9 protein-coding genes are annotated in these 15,587 nt (G+C 73.4%); 3 read left to right on the top strand and 6 right to left on the bottom strand.

Annotated elements, in window-relative coordinates; translation table 11 throughout:
- Positions 1–23 precede the first annotated feature (23 nt).
- Together AB0K36_RS17275 and AB0K36_RS17270 are read left to right on the top strand one after the other, a co-directional pair.
- On the top strand, positions 24–2,063 hold the full coding sequence (locus AB0K36_RS17275; protein ID WP_364594579.1) for an endo-beta-N-acetylglucosaminidase: 2,040 nt from the start codon (positions 24–26) through the stop codon (positions 2,061–2,063).
- Between the two features lie 35 nt (positions 2,064–2,098).
- Positions 2,099–5,128, top strand: a complete 3,030-nt coding sequence (locus AB0K36_RS17270) for an alpha-mannosidase (protein ID WP_364594576.1) — start codon at positions 2,099–2,101, stop codon at positions 5,126–5,128.
- Positions 5,129–5,218: 90 nt separating this feature from the next.
- On the opposite strand, the gene AB0K36_RS17265 is transcribed toward AB0K36_RS17270, so the two are convergent.
- From AB0K36_RS17265 to AB0K36_RS17255, 3 genes are all read right to left on the bottom strand, one after another.
- Positions 5,219–6,655, bottom strand: coding sequence for a 3-hydroxybutyrate oligomer hydrolase family protein (locus AB0K36_RS17265; protein ID WP_364594573.1), 1,437 nt, complete (start codon positions 6,653–6,655; stop codon positions 5,219–5,221).
- 84 nt (positions 6,656–6,739) lie between these two features.
- On the bottom strand, positions 6,740–8,206 hold the full coding sequence (locus tag AB0K36_RS17260; RefSeq protein ID WP_364594570.1) for an extracellular catalytic domain type 1 short-chain-length polyhydroxyalkanoate depolymerase: 1,467 nt from the start codon (positions 8,204–8,206) through the stop codon (positions 6,740–6,742).
- Positions 8,207–8,410: 204 nt separating this feature from the next.
- Complete coding sequence (locus tag AB0K36_RS17255; RefSeq protein WP_364594567.1) at positions 8,411–9,745, bottom strand: DUF6777 domain-containing protein; 1,335 nt, start codon at positions 9,743–9,745, stop codon at positions 8,411–8,413.
- Positions 9,746–9,903: 158 nt separating this feature from the next.
- On the opposite strand from AB0K36_RS17255, the gene AB0K36_RS17250 reads away from it, so the two are divergent.
- Complete coding sequence (locus AB0K36_RS17250; RefSeq protein ID WP_364594564.1) at positions 9,904–11,187, top strand: streptophobe family protein; 1,284 nt, start codon at positions 9,904–9,906, stop codon at positions 11,185–11,187.
- Here AB0K36_RS17250 and AB0K36_RS17245 read toward each other — a convergent pair.
- The 3 genes from AB0K36_RS17245 to AB0K36_RS17235 are packed head-to-tail and all read right to left on the bottom strand — an operon-like array spanning position 11,181 to position 15,490.
- A complete protein-coding gene (locus AB0K36_RS17245; protein ID WP_364594561.1) occupies positions 11,181–12,206 on the bottom strand; it encodes a serine/threonine-protein kinase in 1,026 nt (341 codons plus the stop codon). The two genes, AB0K36_RS17250 and AB0K36_RS17245, sit on opposite strands and share 7 nt — an antisense overlap.
- Complete coding sequence (locus AB0K36_RS17240) at positions 12,206–13,024, bottom strand: hypothetical protein (RefSeq protein ID WP_364594558.1); 819 nt, start codon at positions 13,022–13,024, stop codon at positions 12,206–12,208. Before AB0K36_RS17240 ends, AB0K36_RS17245 begins: the two co-directional genes overlap by 1 nt.
- Before the next feature lie 12 nt (positions 13,025–13,036).
- On the bottom strand, positions 13,037–15,490 hold the full coding sequence (locus AB0K36_RS17235) for an ABC transporter ATP-binding protein/permease (RefSeq protein WP_364594555.1): 2,454 nt from the start codon (positions 15,488–15,490) through the stop codon (positions 13,037–13,039).
- Positions 15,491–15,587 lie beyond the last annotated feature (97 nt).

Genomic DNA, 15,587 nt, shown 5'->3' with positions numbered 1-15,587 from the left:
CGACACGATACGGAGCACACGACATGGCCCCCCACCTCAGCAGACGAGCCGTCCTCATGGCATCCGCCGCGGCGGCCCTCGTTCCCGCCCTCGCACCGGGCACGGCCGCTGCGAAGCGGAACGTGCTCGGCGCGCCGTACGCGTCCTACTGGTACCCGGACTCGCTGCCTTCCGGCAGCCCCGGGGAGGGCATCACCTGGCGCAGTCTGAAGGCCTGGCGCGCGGAGGACGACGCCGACCTTCCGTTCAACAGGGCGGCGGTCCCGCTCGCGCGCCGGTTCACGCCCACCCCGGTGAATCGCACGGCCCGCGCGGGCCAGGCCCGGATCCAGTCCCTCGTCTCCTTCGCGCCCACGGCCTCGAACCCGTCCCAGGGCGCACCCACCGCCGACTACTACGCCACCACCCACTGGGGTTACGTCGACGAGCTGGTCTTCTGGGGCGGTTCCTCTGGGGAGGGCCTGGTCCTCGCGCCCAACGCCCCTGTCGTCGACGCCGCCCACCGTCACGGGGTGCCCGTGCTCGGCAACGTCTTCCTGCCGCCCGTGGCCTACGGCGGCGATCTGCGCTGGACCCGGGACCTCGTGCAGAAGGACTCCTTCGGCCGCTTCCCGCTCGCCGCGCAACTCGTCGCCGTCGCCGTCGCGTACGGATTCGACGGCTGGTTCGTCAACGCGGAGACCGGCGGCGGCGACAGTGCGCTGGCCGCCGACATGCGCGGCTTCCTCGCGGAACTGAAGCGTCTCGGCACGGCGAAGGGCCTGCGTGTCACCTGGTACGACTCGATGACCGTGAACGGCTCCGTGAGCTGGCAGGGTGCGCTGAACGAGCGCAACCGTCCCTTCTTCGAGGCGGCCGACTCGATGTTCGTCGACTTCCGCTGGTCGCCCTCCACCCTCGCCTCCTCCGGGCAGCTCGCCGGCCGACTCGGGCGCAGCCGGTACGAACTGTGGGCCGGGGTCGACGTGGAGGCGAGCGGCTGGAACAAGTCCGTCGACTGGGACGCCGTCATCCCCGAGCGCGGCGAGGACATCGTCTCGCTGGGCCTCTACCGCCCGGAATGGACCCGCAACCACCTGCCCGCGGGACGCACCCCGGAGCAGTTCCACGCGGCCGACGACCGCTTCTGGAGCGGCCGGTCGCTCGACCCGTCACGGCCGGACACCTCCGACTCCTGGCGTGCCCCGGCGCTCGCCGTGGCCGACCGCTCCACCGTCGCCGGCCTGCCCTTCGCGACCGTCTTCAACACCGGCCACGGGCTGCGCTGGTACGAGGAGGGCAAGGCCGTCTCCGACGCCGGTTGGAACCACCTCGGGCTCCAGGACCGGATGCCCTCACGCCAGTGGGTCGTACGGACCGAAGGCAGCCGCCCCCGGGTCGCCTTCGACTTCGCCGACGCCTGGCACGGCGGCAGCAGCCTCCTCGTCGACGGTTCCCCCGACGCCCCCGTCACCGTCGACCTGTACGCCACCCGGCTGCCGCTCGGGCCGGACACGGTCGTCGAGTTCACCCACCGGGCCGACGCGGGCCGGGTCACCGTCGAACTCGCCCTCGCCACCGCGGAACCCGCCGCCCCCGGCGAACCCCACCCGTACACCTGTCTCCCCGTCGGCACCGCCGAGGACGGCTGGACCACCCGGACCGTACGGCTGAGCGGTCTGTCCGGGACCGTGCACGCACTCGGCGTCCGGCTCACCGGTGACGGCGGCCCCGTGCGCTGGCGCCTCGGCGCGCTCGCCGTGCACGACGGCGGCGAGCCGGTCCCGGCCGCCCCCGCCGCCCTGCGGATCACCGACGCGACGGACGAGGGCATGCGCTTCGTGTGGCAGGCCGCGCCCGGCGCCGCCGACGAAGCAACGGCGACACCGGCCGTACGCCACTACACCCTGCACCGGCGGCTGCCCGACGGCACACGGCGCTTCCTCGGCGCCACCTGTCAGCGCGCCTTCTTCGCCCGTGACCTGCGGCCCGAACCGGGCGAACGCTCCGCCCGGTTCGAAGTGCGCGCCGTGGGGGAGCTCTACACCACGTCCGCCCCCGCGACCGCCGTCCGTCCCTGGTAACACGCCCCACCCCCGACAACCCCGGAGCACCCCTCATGCATGACGACCGCACCCTCGTCGAAGCCCGCCTCAGGCGTGTCCTCGACGAACGCATCCGCCCTGCCGTGTACCCCGAGTCCGTGCCGCTCGACGTGGCCGTGTGGAACGCGCCGGGCGAGCCCGTCCCCGTCGCGGAGGGACTTGCCGCCACGCCGGAACCGGTCGCGGTGGGCGACATGTGGGGTGCTCCGTGGGGCACCAGCTGGTTCACCGTCACCGGCACGGTCCCCGGCCGGTGGGCGGGCCGGGCCGTCGAGGCCCTCCTCGACCTGGGCTTCGACGAGAACATGCCCGGCTTCCAGTGCGAAGGCCTCGTCTACCGGCCCGACGGCACCCCGGTGAAGGGCCTCAACCCGCGCAACCAGTGGGTCCGCGTCGCGGCACCGGCCGAGGGCGGGGAAGAGGTCCGCCTGCACATCGAGGCCGCGTCGAACCCCGTCATCCTCGACTACCACCCCTTCCTGCCGACGCGGCTCGGCGACAAGGAGACCGCGGGCAGCGCCCCGCAGTACCGGCTCGCCCGCATGGACCTCGCCGTCTTCGACGAGACCGTGTGGCACCTCGTCCTCGACCTCGAGGTGCTCGGCGAGCTGATGCACGAACTGCCCGCGGACGGCGCCCGCCGCCACGACATCCTGCGCGCCGTCGGCCGCGCCCTCGACCGCGTCGACCTCCAGGACGTGGGCGGCAGCGCTGCCGCCGCCCGTGCCGAGCTCGCCGGCGTCCTCGCCACGCCCGCCCGGCCCTCGGCGCACCGCATCAGCGCCGTCGGCCACGCCCACATCGACTCCGCCTGGCTGTGGCCGCTGCGGGAGACCGTGCGCAAGGTCGCCCGTACGACCGCCAACATGACGGCCCTGCTGGAGGACGAGCCGGACTTCGTCTTCGCCATGTCCCAGGCGCAGCAGTTCGCCTGGATCAAGGAACACCGCCCGGAGGTCTACGCCAAGGTCAAGAAGGCGGTCACCGACGGCAGGTTCGTCCCCGCCGGCGGGATGTGGGTCGAGTCCGACACCAACATGCCCGGCTCGGAGGCGATGGCCCGTCAGTTCGTGCACGGCAAGCGCTTCTTCCTCGACGAGTTCGGCATCGAGAACGACGAGGCATGGCTGCCCGACACCTTCGGCTTCGCCGCCGGGTTGCCGCAGATCATCAAGGCGGCGGGCTCCAAGTGGCTGCTGACGCAGAAGATCTCCTGGTCGCAGACGAACAAGTTCCCGCACCACACCTTCCAGTGGGAGGGCATCGACGGCACGCGGATCTTCACCCACTTCCCGCCCGTCGACACCTACAACTGCTCCATGAAGGGCAGCGAGATCGCCCACGCGGAGAGGAACTTCAAGGACAAGGGGATGGCCAGGCACTCGCTCGCGCCGACCGGCTGGGGCGACGGAGGCGGCGGCACCACCCGCGAGATGGTCGCCAAGGCGGCCCGCCTGCGCGACCTCGAGGGCTCGGCGACGGTGACGTGGGAAACGCCCGCGGAGTTCTTCACCAAGGCGGAGGCCGAATACGCCCACCCGCCGGTGTGGGTCGGCGAGCTCTACCTCGAGCTGCACCGCGCCACCCTCACGAGCCAGGCGAAGACCAAGCAGGGCAACCGGCGCAGCGAGCATCTGCTGCGCGAGGCCGAACTGTGGGCGGCGACCGCCGCCGTCCGCACCGGCTTCGCCTACCCGTACGAGCAGTTGGACCGGATCTGGAAGACGGTGCTGCTGCACCAGTTCCACGACATCCTGCCCGGCTCGTCCATCGCCTGGGTGCACCGCGAGGCGGAGAAGACGTACGCGGCCGTCGCGGCAGAGCTGAACGACATCATCGGCGCGGCCCAGCGTGCCCTCGCCGGCGACGCGGCCGCCGGCGGCGAGCTGGTGTTCAACGCCGCCCCGCACGAGCGGCACGGCGTCGCCGCCGGCGGCGCGGCCCGCGGCGCGGAAGGCGGCACCGCCCAGCTCTCCGAACGCGACGGCGGCGGTTACGTGCTCGACAACGGCCTCCTCCAGGTCGAGATCGACGGCCGCGGTCTGGTGGTCTCCGTCTACGACATCGGCGCCGAGCGGGAGACCGTGGCGCCCGGCAGCGCCGCGAACCTGCTCCAGGTCCACCCCGACTTCCCCAACATGTGGGACGCCTGGGACGTCGACGCCTTCTACCGCAACACCGTCACCGACCTCACGGACGCCGACGAGGTCACGGCCGCCGGCTCGGGACCTGCCGCGGCGGTCCGGGTGGTGCGCTCCTTCGGCGACTCGAAGGTCACCCAGCTGATCGCCCTCGCGGCGGGCGCCAAGCGCCTCGACATCGACACGGAGGTCGACTGGCACGAGACGGAGAAGTTCCTCAAGGCATCCTTCCCGCTCGACGTCCACGCCGAGCGGTACGCCTCGGAGACCCAGTTCGGCCACTTCCACCGGGCCACACACACCAACACCAGCTGGGAGGCCGCCAAGTTCGAGGCCTGCAACCACCGCTTCGTCCACATGGAGGAGCCGGGCTGGGGCGTCGCCCTCGTCAACGACTCGACCTACGGGCACGACGTCACCCGCACCGTCCGCGCCTCCGACGCCGGGACCACGACCACCCTGCGCGTGTCCCTGCTGCGCGCGCCGCGCTTCCCCGACCCGGAGACCGACCAGGGCGTGCACCGCTTCCGCCACGCCCTCGTCCCCGGCGCCTCCATCGGCGACGCGGTACGGGAGGGTTACCGCATCAACCTTCCCGAGCGCCGCGTCCCCGGTGACGCCGAGGTCGCGCCGCTGGTCACCGTCGACAACGACGCGGTCGTCATCAGCGCGGTCAAGCTCGCCGACGACGGCAGCGGCGACGTGGTGGTGCGGCTGTACGAGGCGACGGGCGGGAGGGCCCGGACGCGGCTGACGCCCGGCTTCCCGGCCGCCGGGGTCTCGGCCACGGACCTCCTGGAACGGACCCTCGCAGACGTACCCGCCCCCGAACTGGGCGACGGCGGCGTGCCGTTGACGCTGCGGCCCTTCGAGCTGGTCACGCTGCGGCTGGTCCGCGCCTGACCGTTCGTCGCGGGACACCACGCCGCGACGGCCCGCCGGCCCCCCCTCCTCGGGCGGGCCGGCGGGCCGTCGGGCATGCCGGACGTGGTCCTAGCGGCGGTCGAGAGAGCAGTCGGTCAGCCGGTCGCGGCCGGCGCCGGGCATGGCCACGGTGTGACCGGCTGCCGGCTCCCTGTCCTGCCCGATCCACTCCTCCATCGCCGTGAACGCGGCACGGTGACAGGGCGTCAGCGGCCTCAGCCGGTCGGGGAACACGTCGTACAGCGAGTCGACGTGGGTGCCGCCCTCGACGCGGTAGTAGCGGAAGAGGCTGTCACGGCCGGCATCGCGCACCATGCGCGCGTAGACGTCGGACCCCTCACCGATGGGCAGCAGCACGTCGAGCGTGCCGTGCAGCGTGATGAGTGGCTTCCCGATCCGGCCCGTCAGCGCGATCCGGTCCACGGCCCTGTGCACCTCGGGCGGCCGGGAGGCGTAGTCGTAGTCGGCGTCGCACGCCGGTGTCCCCGGAGCGCAGAACGGCGTCCCCGCCTCCGTGGCACCGTCGAAGGCGGGGTCCACCTCCTCGCGGTAGATCCGCTGCGTCAGGTCCCAGTAGTACTGGTGGTGGAAGGGCCACAGGAACTCCGAGCCCGCCGGGTACCCGGCCGCCACCATGTCCCGGTGAGCCTGCGCTGCGCCTGCTCCGCCGGCCGCGTACACCGGATAGCCGCGCAGCGCGGGCGGCAGGAACGTCAGCAGGTTCGGGCCCTCCGTGCGCCACAGCGTGCCCTCCCAGTCCACCCCGCCGTCGTACAGCTCGGGATGGTTCTCCAACTGCCAGCGCACCAGATAGCCGCCGTTCGACATGCCGGTGGCCAGAGTGTGCCGCGGCGGCCGGTGGTACCGCTGGGCCACCACCGCACGGGCGGCCCTGGTCAGCTGGGTGACTCGGTCGTTCCACTCGGCGACGGCGTCCCCGGGCCGCCGGCCGTCCCGGTGGAACGCCGCTCCGGTGTTGCCCTTGTCGGTCGCGGCGAAGGCGTAGCCGCGGGACAGCACCCAGTCCGAAATGGCCCGGTCGTTGGCGTACTGCTCACGCACTCCGGGGGAGCCTGCGATCACCAGGCCGCCGTTCCACCGGTCGGGGAGCCGGATGACGAACTGGGAGTCGTGATTCCAGCCGTGGTTGGTGTTGCCCGCCGAGCTGTCGGGGAAGTAGCCGTCGATCTGGATGCCCGGCACACCGCTGGGCGTGGCGAGCCCGGCCGGGGTGAGCCCCGCCCAGTCGGCCTGGTCGGTGTGCCCGGACGCGATCGTCCCCGCCGTCGTCAACTCCTCAAGGCAGGAGAGCTCCTGGTGTCCGGCGCCGGGCACCCGCAGCGTCTGCTGCCGTGCGCAGTGGCCCGGCTCCCGGGCCTCCGCGGCGGGGACGGCGGTCAGGCCGAGCAGCAGCGCGGCCCCTGCGACCACCCGTACGGCACGGCCGAGCGGGCCGGACCGTCTGCGGTGTTCGGCTGAGATGCCTGGCGGCGGGACGAAGGGCACGGAAGGGCCTCCTGAGATGAAAGTGGCGGGAAGGGCGGACGTCCGGGGCACACCCATGTGCCGGGACGGTCAAGGCGGGGGAGATCAGGGGCAGTTGCCGTCGGCGATGACGTAGTGCCCGGCCGGTGACTCCCTGAGCGTGTGCGTGACGAAGGTGTTGTAGAGGCCCATGTTCTGGCCGGAACCCTTGGCGTACGTGTAGCCGCCGGTGGTCGTCGCCCGGCCCGCCTGGACGTGCGCGTAATTGCTGCCGGTCCAGCAGACCGCCGCCGTCCCCGTGGTGGACGCGGTGATCCGGTCCGAGCGGGCTCCCTCCGCCCCGGCCGCGTCACGCGCGGCGACCTGGTAGGTGTGCGTGGAGCCCGCGGCGAGCGAGGTGTCGGTGAACGAGGTGCCCCGCGGGGTGGCGACGCGGGCCCCGTCGCGGTACACGGCGTAGTCCGCGGCGCCGTCCACCGCCTGCCAGGCCAGGGCGATCGAGGTGTCGGCGCTGCCGGTCACGGCGAGTCCGGCCGGGGCGGGCAGACCACCGGGATCCGGGTCGCCGCCGCCCGCCAGTCCGAAGAAGCCGGCCACCCAGTGGCTGGAGCAGATCGAGTCGATGAAGTGCGCCGTGCCCGTACGGCCGCACTGCTCGGGGCCGCTGCCCGGGTCGACCGGCGTCCCGTGCCCGATCGACGGCACCCGGTCCACCTCCACGGCGACCTGCCCGCTCCCGTCGAGATACTGCTCCCTGCGGGTGCCGTTGGCGCCGATCGTCGACGTCCTGTCCGGTGTCTGGCCCAGCCCGTGCACGGCGGTCCACTGGTCCCTCAGCTCGGCCGCGTTCATCGGGGCGACCGTGGAGTCGTTGTCGCCGTGCCACACGGCCACCCGCGGCCACGGTCCCGAGTACGACGGGTAGGCGTCCCGGACCCGCTGCGCCCACACGGCCGGCGTACGGTCCGTGCCCGGATTCATGCAGACGAACGGGCCGGTGTCCCGGGTGCAGTCGTACGGCAGGCCGGCGATCACGGCGCCCGCCTCGAAGACGTCCGGGTAGGCGGCGAGCATGACCGACGTCATCGCGCCGCCCGCGGAGAGGCCGGTGACGAAGGTGCGACCCGCGTCGGCTCCGTACGCGGACTCGGCGTGGGCGACCATCTGCCGCACCGAGGCGGCCTCGCCCTGTCCGCGCCGGTTGTCCGACGTCTGGAACCAGTTGAAGCAGCTGTTGGGGTTGTTGGCGGACGTGGTGCCCGCGAAGACCACCAGGAAGCCGTGCCGGTCGGCGAGGGTCGTCAGCCCCGAGTTGTCGGCGTACACCTGCGCGCTCTGTGTGCAGCCGTGCAGAGCCACCACGACGGCGGGTTCCGGCGCGAGCGACGCCGGCCGGTACACGTACATGTTCAGCTTGCCCGGGTCGGCACCGAAGTCGGCCACGTGCTCGAGAGCGACGGCGGCGTGCGCGGCGGGAGCGGGGGAGACCAGCAGTCCGCCCGCGACGACGGCGAGCGCCGTGCCCAGCCTCCCGGCGGCCCGGCGCAGCCGGTGAGCGGTGCGTACGCGCACCGGCTCTGACGTGCTTCCACACAGCGGCATCCGGACCTCCCACAGGCGACGAGACGATTCCGGTCACAGTAGGAACGGCCCGTGCGCCGAGGAATGGTGACGCCACCCATAGCCGCGCCCGCCGACGGCGGGTCGCGCACTCTTGCGCCGGCGGGCATCCGGCTGCTAAGCCCTGTCCGCCCGGTCAGGTCTTCCCGGAAGACCCTAGACGAGCACCGATCCGAGGACGACCGGCGCGCGTGCCGGGTCCGGCGGGCCGGGAGCGAGGCCGCTCGTGCCGCCGGGCTGCTGCGGGGCCGGCTCGTCCGGCCGGTCGGGTGCCGGTCCGTCCGGGGAGTCGGGGGCCGGTTCCGAGGGCGGCTCCTGCGGCTCCGACGGGGGCTCCTCGGGCGCCGGTTCCGACTCGGGCGGCGGCGCAGGCGGGGATTCCTGCGAGGGGGGCTCGGGCGGGGGCGGCGCCTTGGGCTTCTCGGACGGAGGCCTGCCGCCGTCCGGGGGAGGGGCGTCCTTGGAGGGGGCGGGTTCGCGGGAGGGCGGCTTCGTCTCCTTGTCGCGGGTGCCCGTGTCGCCGGCCGGCCGCTTGATCCACTTGTCACCGTCGCGGAGCACGAAGTCCTTGACGGGCCTGTCCGCCGGAGCGACGACGACGACGTTCGAGGCGCGGTAGCCGGGCCAGGCGTCGCCGACGGCACGGGGAGTGTCCTTCTGGGCGACGGGCGGGAGCAGCGGATTGCCGCAGGCGCAGCGCACCCTCGGCACTCCCCGGTCGTCGACCAGCACCGCGGTGCCCGCCTGCAACACGGCCTGATAGGCCCTCGGCCCGCCGTCCTTGAAGCCGTGGTTCGTCACCCGGGTGTCCATCCGCAGCTGCACCGGGGTGAGGGAGCGCAGAAAGTCCGGGACGCGAGGCGGTTCGATCCGGTGGACCTGTGCGAAGGCCCGGTTCCTGGCCGGGTCCGCGCCGAGCGCGGTGATCTGCTTCTCGACGTCGCAGCTGGCCGCCTTGCGGCTGCCCCCGTACAGGCCAGGCGCCGACCCCTCGACGCTGTGGGTCACATGGGGGGACGCGGTCCCGGTTCCTGGCGGTGCGGCGGTCGGCGTCGACGTGGGCGGCGAACTGTCCTTGGCCGTGGACCCGGTGAACGGATCGGGCCCGGTCGACCCGGCGGCCTGGAGGAAGACCTCGCTCCCGCCGCCGGACGCGCCGGACCCACCGGACCCGCCGCCAGGACGGGTCAGCACGACGGCGAGCACCACGGCGGCCACCAGCGCGACCGCGATGGTCGCGATGCGGGGGACGGACCGCCACCAGGGCCGGCCCGGGCCCTCGTGCGAACCGGTCGGGCCACCGTCCCCAGGCCCGGGACCGCCAGGACCGTCCGGACCGTTCGGCGGACCGGCGGCGCCGCCCGAAGGGCTGCTGCCCGTGGCCCCACCGGGCGGGGGCGGCGGTGTGGAGCCGCCCGGCTCCGAGCGACCGGAGAGGGGACCCGGAGGCGGGCCTGTAGGGCGGCCGGGGGGCGGCGGTTCGGCACTCACGGCTCTTCTTCCCGGGCGTAGGAAGACGGAAGGGGCGATTCTTTCCGTTCTGGCTCTCGATGTGCCTATTGTCTGCTCGGTACCCATGAGGCCCGCAAGCCGACGCGGTCGGCCCCGTCCGGAGAGCGCGCCACAGCCGCCGTGCATAGCGTTGCAGCGTGAGTCAGCAGGCATCGAGCAGCCCCGGCGGAGCGACCCGGCCGCCCCACGGCTGGGTCCATGCGCTCGCCGCGGTACTCGCCGGCCTCGTCGTCATGGCCGTCACCGCGACCCTGGGTCTGTGGGCGGCGGGCGCGGCGGACCTGCCCGACGGCGGCTTCCTTCCCGTCGTCGCGGCCGTCGTCGTGATGGCGGCGGGCGGCACCGTGGAGGTCGCCGGGGAGGCCGGGGTGATCGCGGAGACGAAGGCCGGACTCACGGCCCTGCCCCTCTCCGTGTCACTGGCCGGAGCGCTCACCGTGGCAGCCGGCTTCCTGCGGCCGCTGCGCCACAGGGCCGTCGCCTCCGCCGGCGAACTGGTGGGCTGGGCGGCCCGGCTGGCCTTCCTGTGGCTGCTCGCCCTCATCGGCCTCGGCGCGCTGGCCCGCCACACCTTCACCATCCCGGTCGAGGATCCCACCGGCGGATTCCTCGAGGAGTTCCTGGACCTCACCCCCCGCGTGGGGTTCCGCACCGATGTCCCGCTCACCCTGCTGTTCGGTCTGCTGTGGCTGGCCGGCGTCCTGGCCCTCGCGGTGGTCGTCTCGCGCGGCAGCCCGCTCCCCACCCGGCTGCTCCGCTTCCAGGAGTCGGTGCGGCCCGCCGCGTACGCCATGGTCGCCCTGCTGCTCGCCTACGTGGCGGTCGGCGTGGTCATCGCCGTCGTCGTGGCCCTGACCCGTGACAGCACCGCCGACACCTTCGCCGTGATCTTCCTCGGACTGCCCAACCTCGTCTGGCTGGCCTTCACCCTCGGCCTCGGGGCCTCCTGGGAGGGCAGGGTCGAGGGCCCCTTCGGCCTGCCGATGCCGAAGCTGCTCGACGAGGTGCTGCGCACCGGCGACATGTCGACACTCGATCTCGCGGCGCTCGTCGAACGCGACGGCCGTGCCTGGTGGCTGCTGGTGGCCGCCGCGGTGCTCGTGCCGGCGGCGGCCTTCCTGATGGCCGTCCGTTCACCGGCCGGAACCCGGCTCTGGCAGCACGCCGTCCACATGGCCGTCGCCCTCGTGCTGACCGTGCTCACCGTCTGTCTGCTCGTCAGGCTCTACGCGCACTACGGCCTCTCCCTGCTCGGCATCGGCGACCTCGGCGGGGACCTCGCCGGCGAGGTGGCGCTGCGTCCGAACCTCTGGCCCGCCCTCGGTCTCGCAGCCGCCTGGGGACTGGTCACGGGCGTGATCGGCGGGCTTCTGGCGTCGCGTGTCCACCGGCGCGGCCAGGCCGACGCCCCACGTCACTGACGACCGGGCCCGGCCAGGCCGGGGAAGACGGGCAGCGCCCACCGCGGCGGATCCGGCGGGGGAGTGGTCCCGTGCGGCGGGAGCGTGCCGTGCCCGGCCACCGCCGCCGCCGGACGTCTGCCCTCGCCCGGTCCCGCGTACGCCGCGGCCGTCGCCGCACGCAGGGCCGTCACGAACTCGCCGCACGAGTCGTAGCGGTCGTCCGGACTCTTCGCGAGCGCCCGGGCCATCACGTCGTCGACGGCTTGGGGGAGATCCGGCCGCTCCACGGTCAGCGGCGGCGCCGGATCGAACTGGTGCGCCCACAGCAGGGCCATGTCGTCGTCACGCTTGAACGGCGGGCCGCCGGCCAGCGTCTCGAACACGACGCAGCCGAGGCTGTAGACGTCGCACCGCCCGTCGACCGGCCGGCCGGAGATCTGCTCCGGAGCCACGTAGTCGAGTGTGCCGACGAACTGCCCGACGGTGGTGAACCCGGTCAGCGACAGGGACTTCTTCGTCAGGCCGAAGTCGGTCAGATAGACATGCTCGGGATGGTCGCTGTCCGTGCCCTCGGCGACCAGGATGTTGCCCGGTTTGACGTCCCTGTGCACCAGGTCGTGGGCGTGCGCCGCGTCCAGGGCGGACGCCACCTGCGCGGCGATACGGCCCGCGGCGACAGCGGGCAGGGGGCCCATGCGGTCGAGCAGTACCCGCAGATCCTGTCCGGCGACATAGCGCATGGCGATGTAGAGGAGACCGTCCGTCTCGCCCGCCTCGAAGACCGGCACGATGTGCGGATGGTCGATCGACGCGGCGACGCGTGACTCGTGGGTGAACCGTTTGCGGAACGTGTCGTTGCGGGCCAGTTCGGGAGCGAGCAGCTTCAGGGCGACGGTGCGATCGAGGCGCAGGTCCCGCGCGCGGTAGACCACCGCCATGCCGCCCCGGCCGATCTCCCGCTCCACCAGATAGCTGGCCACCTCCTTGCCGACCAGCTCGGACGGCCTGCCGCCGGGCATCCCGGGAAGCGGCGGCATCAGCGCTCACCACCACGAGCGGACGGCCCTTCGGGGTGGTCGACGACGCGGGTGGCGTCGGGGGCTTCCGAGTTGTCGACGACGCGGGTGGCGTCTGCGGCCTCTGGGTGGTCGACGACCTGGGTGGCCTCTGGGGCTTGTGGGTGGTGGTCGACGACGCGGGTGGCCTCCGGGCCTTCCGGGTGGTCGACGACCTGGGTGGCATCCGGGCCGGGCGTCCCCGTAGGGACCACCCGCGTCGGCTCCGGCGGGGCCGGGCCCGACGTGGACGCTCCGGAACCGCCGCCCGCGTTCGCGTTCGCGCCGGTGTCCAGGGGCGCCTCCGCGTGCGACGCCGGGCCCGAGGAGGCCGCGAACGTGCTCAGCCGGAGTCCGTCGCAGTAGACCCACCGCTCGTGTTCCGCGTCGTACAGCCACACCGCCTCGCCGTCCACCACCAGCCCCGCCCGCAGCCCCCTGGTACGTCCGCGGAAGGTCTCGCCGTCGGACAGCCCGTCCGCCAAGTCGTCGGCGGCGCGCCGGTAGCGGGCCAGCGTCTCGGCGGTCCGGGCCAGCAGCGGGCGGGGGTCCGCGGTCCGGGCCGGGGGCCGGCCGGCGGCCGGCGGCTCCTGCGGCACGGCGACCAGCAGACGTCCGTCGACCCACGCGGACCAGCCGTTCGCGCACACGATCTGCCCCCAGTCGCCGCGCCGCTCGGCCAGTTGGACCGGCAGCAGCGGGTCGAGCGGTGTCGTGGGCCGGGACACGTCCGGCGCCTCCCACGCGGGCATGCCCCACGGCGGCACGACATGCGTGGCGCGGAACTCCCAGGCGGCCATGGCGGACCCGGCCTACTTCCGCATCACGGCGGGCTCGTGCCGCCGCAGCAGGCGGGCGACCAGGCAGCCGAAGAGCACCGACAGCACCAGCAGCATCCCCATGTCGAGGAGCCACACCCCCGCCGAGTGCTCGAAGAGCGGATCGGCCGTCAACTCGCCGGGGACGATGCGACCGAGACCGATCGTGCCCGCCATCGCGCCGAGGGCCCAGCGGGACGGGACCAGCCACGCCAGCTGCTCGATCACCGCCACGCCGTCCAGCTTCAGCAGCGCGCCGCAGAAGACGACCTGCACGATCGCGAGGAGCACCAGCAGCGGCATGGTGACCTCCTCCTTGCGCACCAGGGCGGAGATCAGCAGGCCCAGCATCATCGCGGTGAACGACAGCAGTGCGACGGCCAGGGCGATCTCCGGCAGCGGCGGCAGCAGCACGCCCTCGCCGCCGGGCGCGCCGAGGTCGACCCCGGCCAGGGCGACGAGGGTCAGCACGACCGCCTGGAGCACCGTGATCGCCCCGAGGACCACCACCTTGGACATCAGATACGCGGACCTGGACAGGCCGACGGCCCGTTCCCGCTGGTAGATCGGCCGTTCCTTGACCAGCTCACGCACCGCGTTCGCCGCGCCCGTCAGCACGGCTCCGACGGACAGGATCAGAAGGGCGTTCAGCGCCGTCTCCCTGTCGAGCCGGCTGCCGGCCAGCGCGCGGGCCATCGCACCCATGACGAACGGCAGCGCGATCATGATGACGAGGAACGTGCGGTCCGCGCTCAGCGCGGCCGTGTACCGCCGCACCAGCGTCCGCAGCTGCGCACTCCAGCTCTGCGTCTTCGGCGGCGGCGGTACGTGCCCCGGAGCCGGACCGGCGGGCAGGCGCGGCTGGGCGGTGGCGCCGACGATGTACTGCGCGTGGAAGCGGGATTCGCGGTACATCTCCGCCCAGTCCCTGCCCCGGTCGCTCTCGAAGGCCTCGAACGCCTCGGGCCATTCGGCGAAGCCGAAGAAGCCGAGGGCCTGCCCCGGCGGCCCGTAGTAGGCGATCCTGCCGCCGGGCGCGAGGACGAGCAGCCGGTCGCAGACGTCCAGGCTGAGCACGCTGTGGGTCACCACGACGACCGTGCGCCCGTCGTCGGCCAGGCCGCGGAGCATGTGCATCACGGAGCGGTCCATGCCGGGGTCGAGCCCGGACGTCGGCTCGTCGAGGAAGAGCAGGGAGGGTTTGGTCAGCAGCTCGAGCGCCACGCTGACACGCTTGCGCTGGCCGCCGGAGAGCGAGTGGATCGGCTGGCCGGCCCGCTGCTCCAGCCCGAGCTCCCGGATCACCTCCGCCACCCGGGCCTCCCGCTCGGACCGCTCGGTGTCCTGGGGGAAGCGCAGTTCGGCGGCGTAGGAGAGGGCGCGGCGGACGGTCAGCTGGGCGTGCAGGATGTCGTCCTGCGGCACGAGTCCGATGCGCCGGCGCAGCTCCGCGTAGTCGTGGTAGAGGTCGCGTCCGTCGTACAGGACGGTGCCCCGCTGCGCGGGCCGCAGCCCGGTGAGGGCGTTCAGCAGCGTGGACTTTCCCGCCCCGCTCGGCCCGACCACGGCGAGCAGGCACTTCTCGCCCACCGGGAAGGAGACATGGTCCAGGAGGGTCTTGCGGCCCCCGTCCACGGAAACCGTGAGGTCCTGGACGTCGAGCGAGACCTCGCCGGTGTCGACGAATTCCTGGAGTTCGTCGCCGACCAGCACGAACGCGGAGTGCCCCACGCCGACGATGTCGCCGGCCCGCACCGGGGCGCGGTCGACGGGCATGCCGTTGAGGTAGGTGCCGTTGTGGCTGCCGAGGTCGACGATCTCGTACGTGCCGTCGGGCCGTGTGCGCAGTTCCGCGTGCCGGCGGGAGACCACCAGGTCGTCGACGACGAGCTCGTTGTCGGGCGACCTGCCGATGCGGACGGTGCGGGCGGGCAGCGGCCGCACACTGGTCGGCCTGCGGAAGGTCCCGGTCGCCGCCGGGACCGACACCGCGGGCGGCGGTGCTGGTTCCGCGGCCGGAGGTGCGGCGGCTGGTGGCCGGGCGTCCGAAGGCTCGACAGGAGCTGGTGCGGCGGCCGGTGGCCGGGCGTCCGACGGCTCCACGGGAGCTGGTGCGCCGCCCGGTGGTGCCGGGTCGGCGAGGACGGCCCGTGGGCCGTCGGCGGCGCTCCCGAAGCGGATGACACTGCCGGGGCCGACTTCCCGCTGGTGGACCCGACGGCCCTCGGTGTACGTGCCGTTGGTGCTGTTCGCGTCGGCCACCGTCCAGTGGCCGTCGTCGGCCCGTAGCACGGCGTGGTGCCAGGAGACGCGCGGGTCGTCGATGACGATGTCGCTCAGGGGATCACGCCCGACGTGGTACGCCCGGGTCGGATCCATCACCGTGGAGCCGGTGTCGGTCTCCATGACGAGTGCGGGCGCAGTCGGCGTGCCAGGCCGCTCTGCCATGTTCGAATTCTAGCGATGTGCACGGTTCTGCGCCCTGCGGCCGCTTTCAGGGGCCGGTGGATCCGTCGCCGGGAGTTCCGGGCTCCCAACGGGCCGT

It is taken from the genome of Streptomyces kurssanovii, assembly GCF_040677245.1.
Lineage (GTDB): Bacteria > Actinomycetota > Actinomycetes > Streptomycetales > Streptomycetaceae > Streptomyces > Streptomyces kurssanovii.
This window is presented reverse-complemented; position numbering and strand designations above follow the sequence as displayed.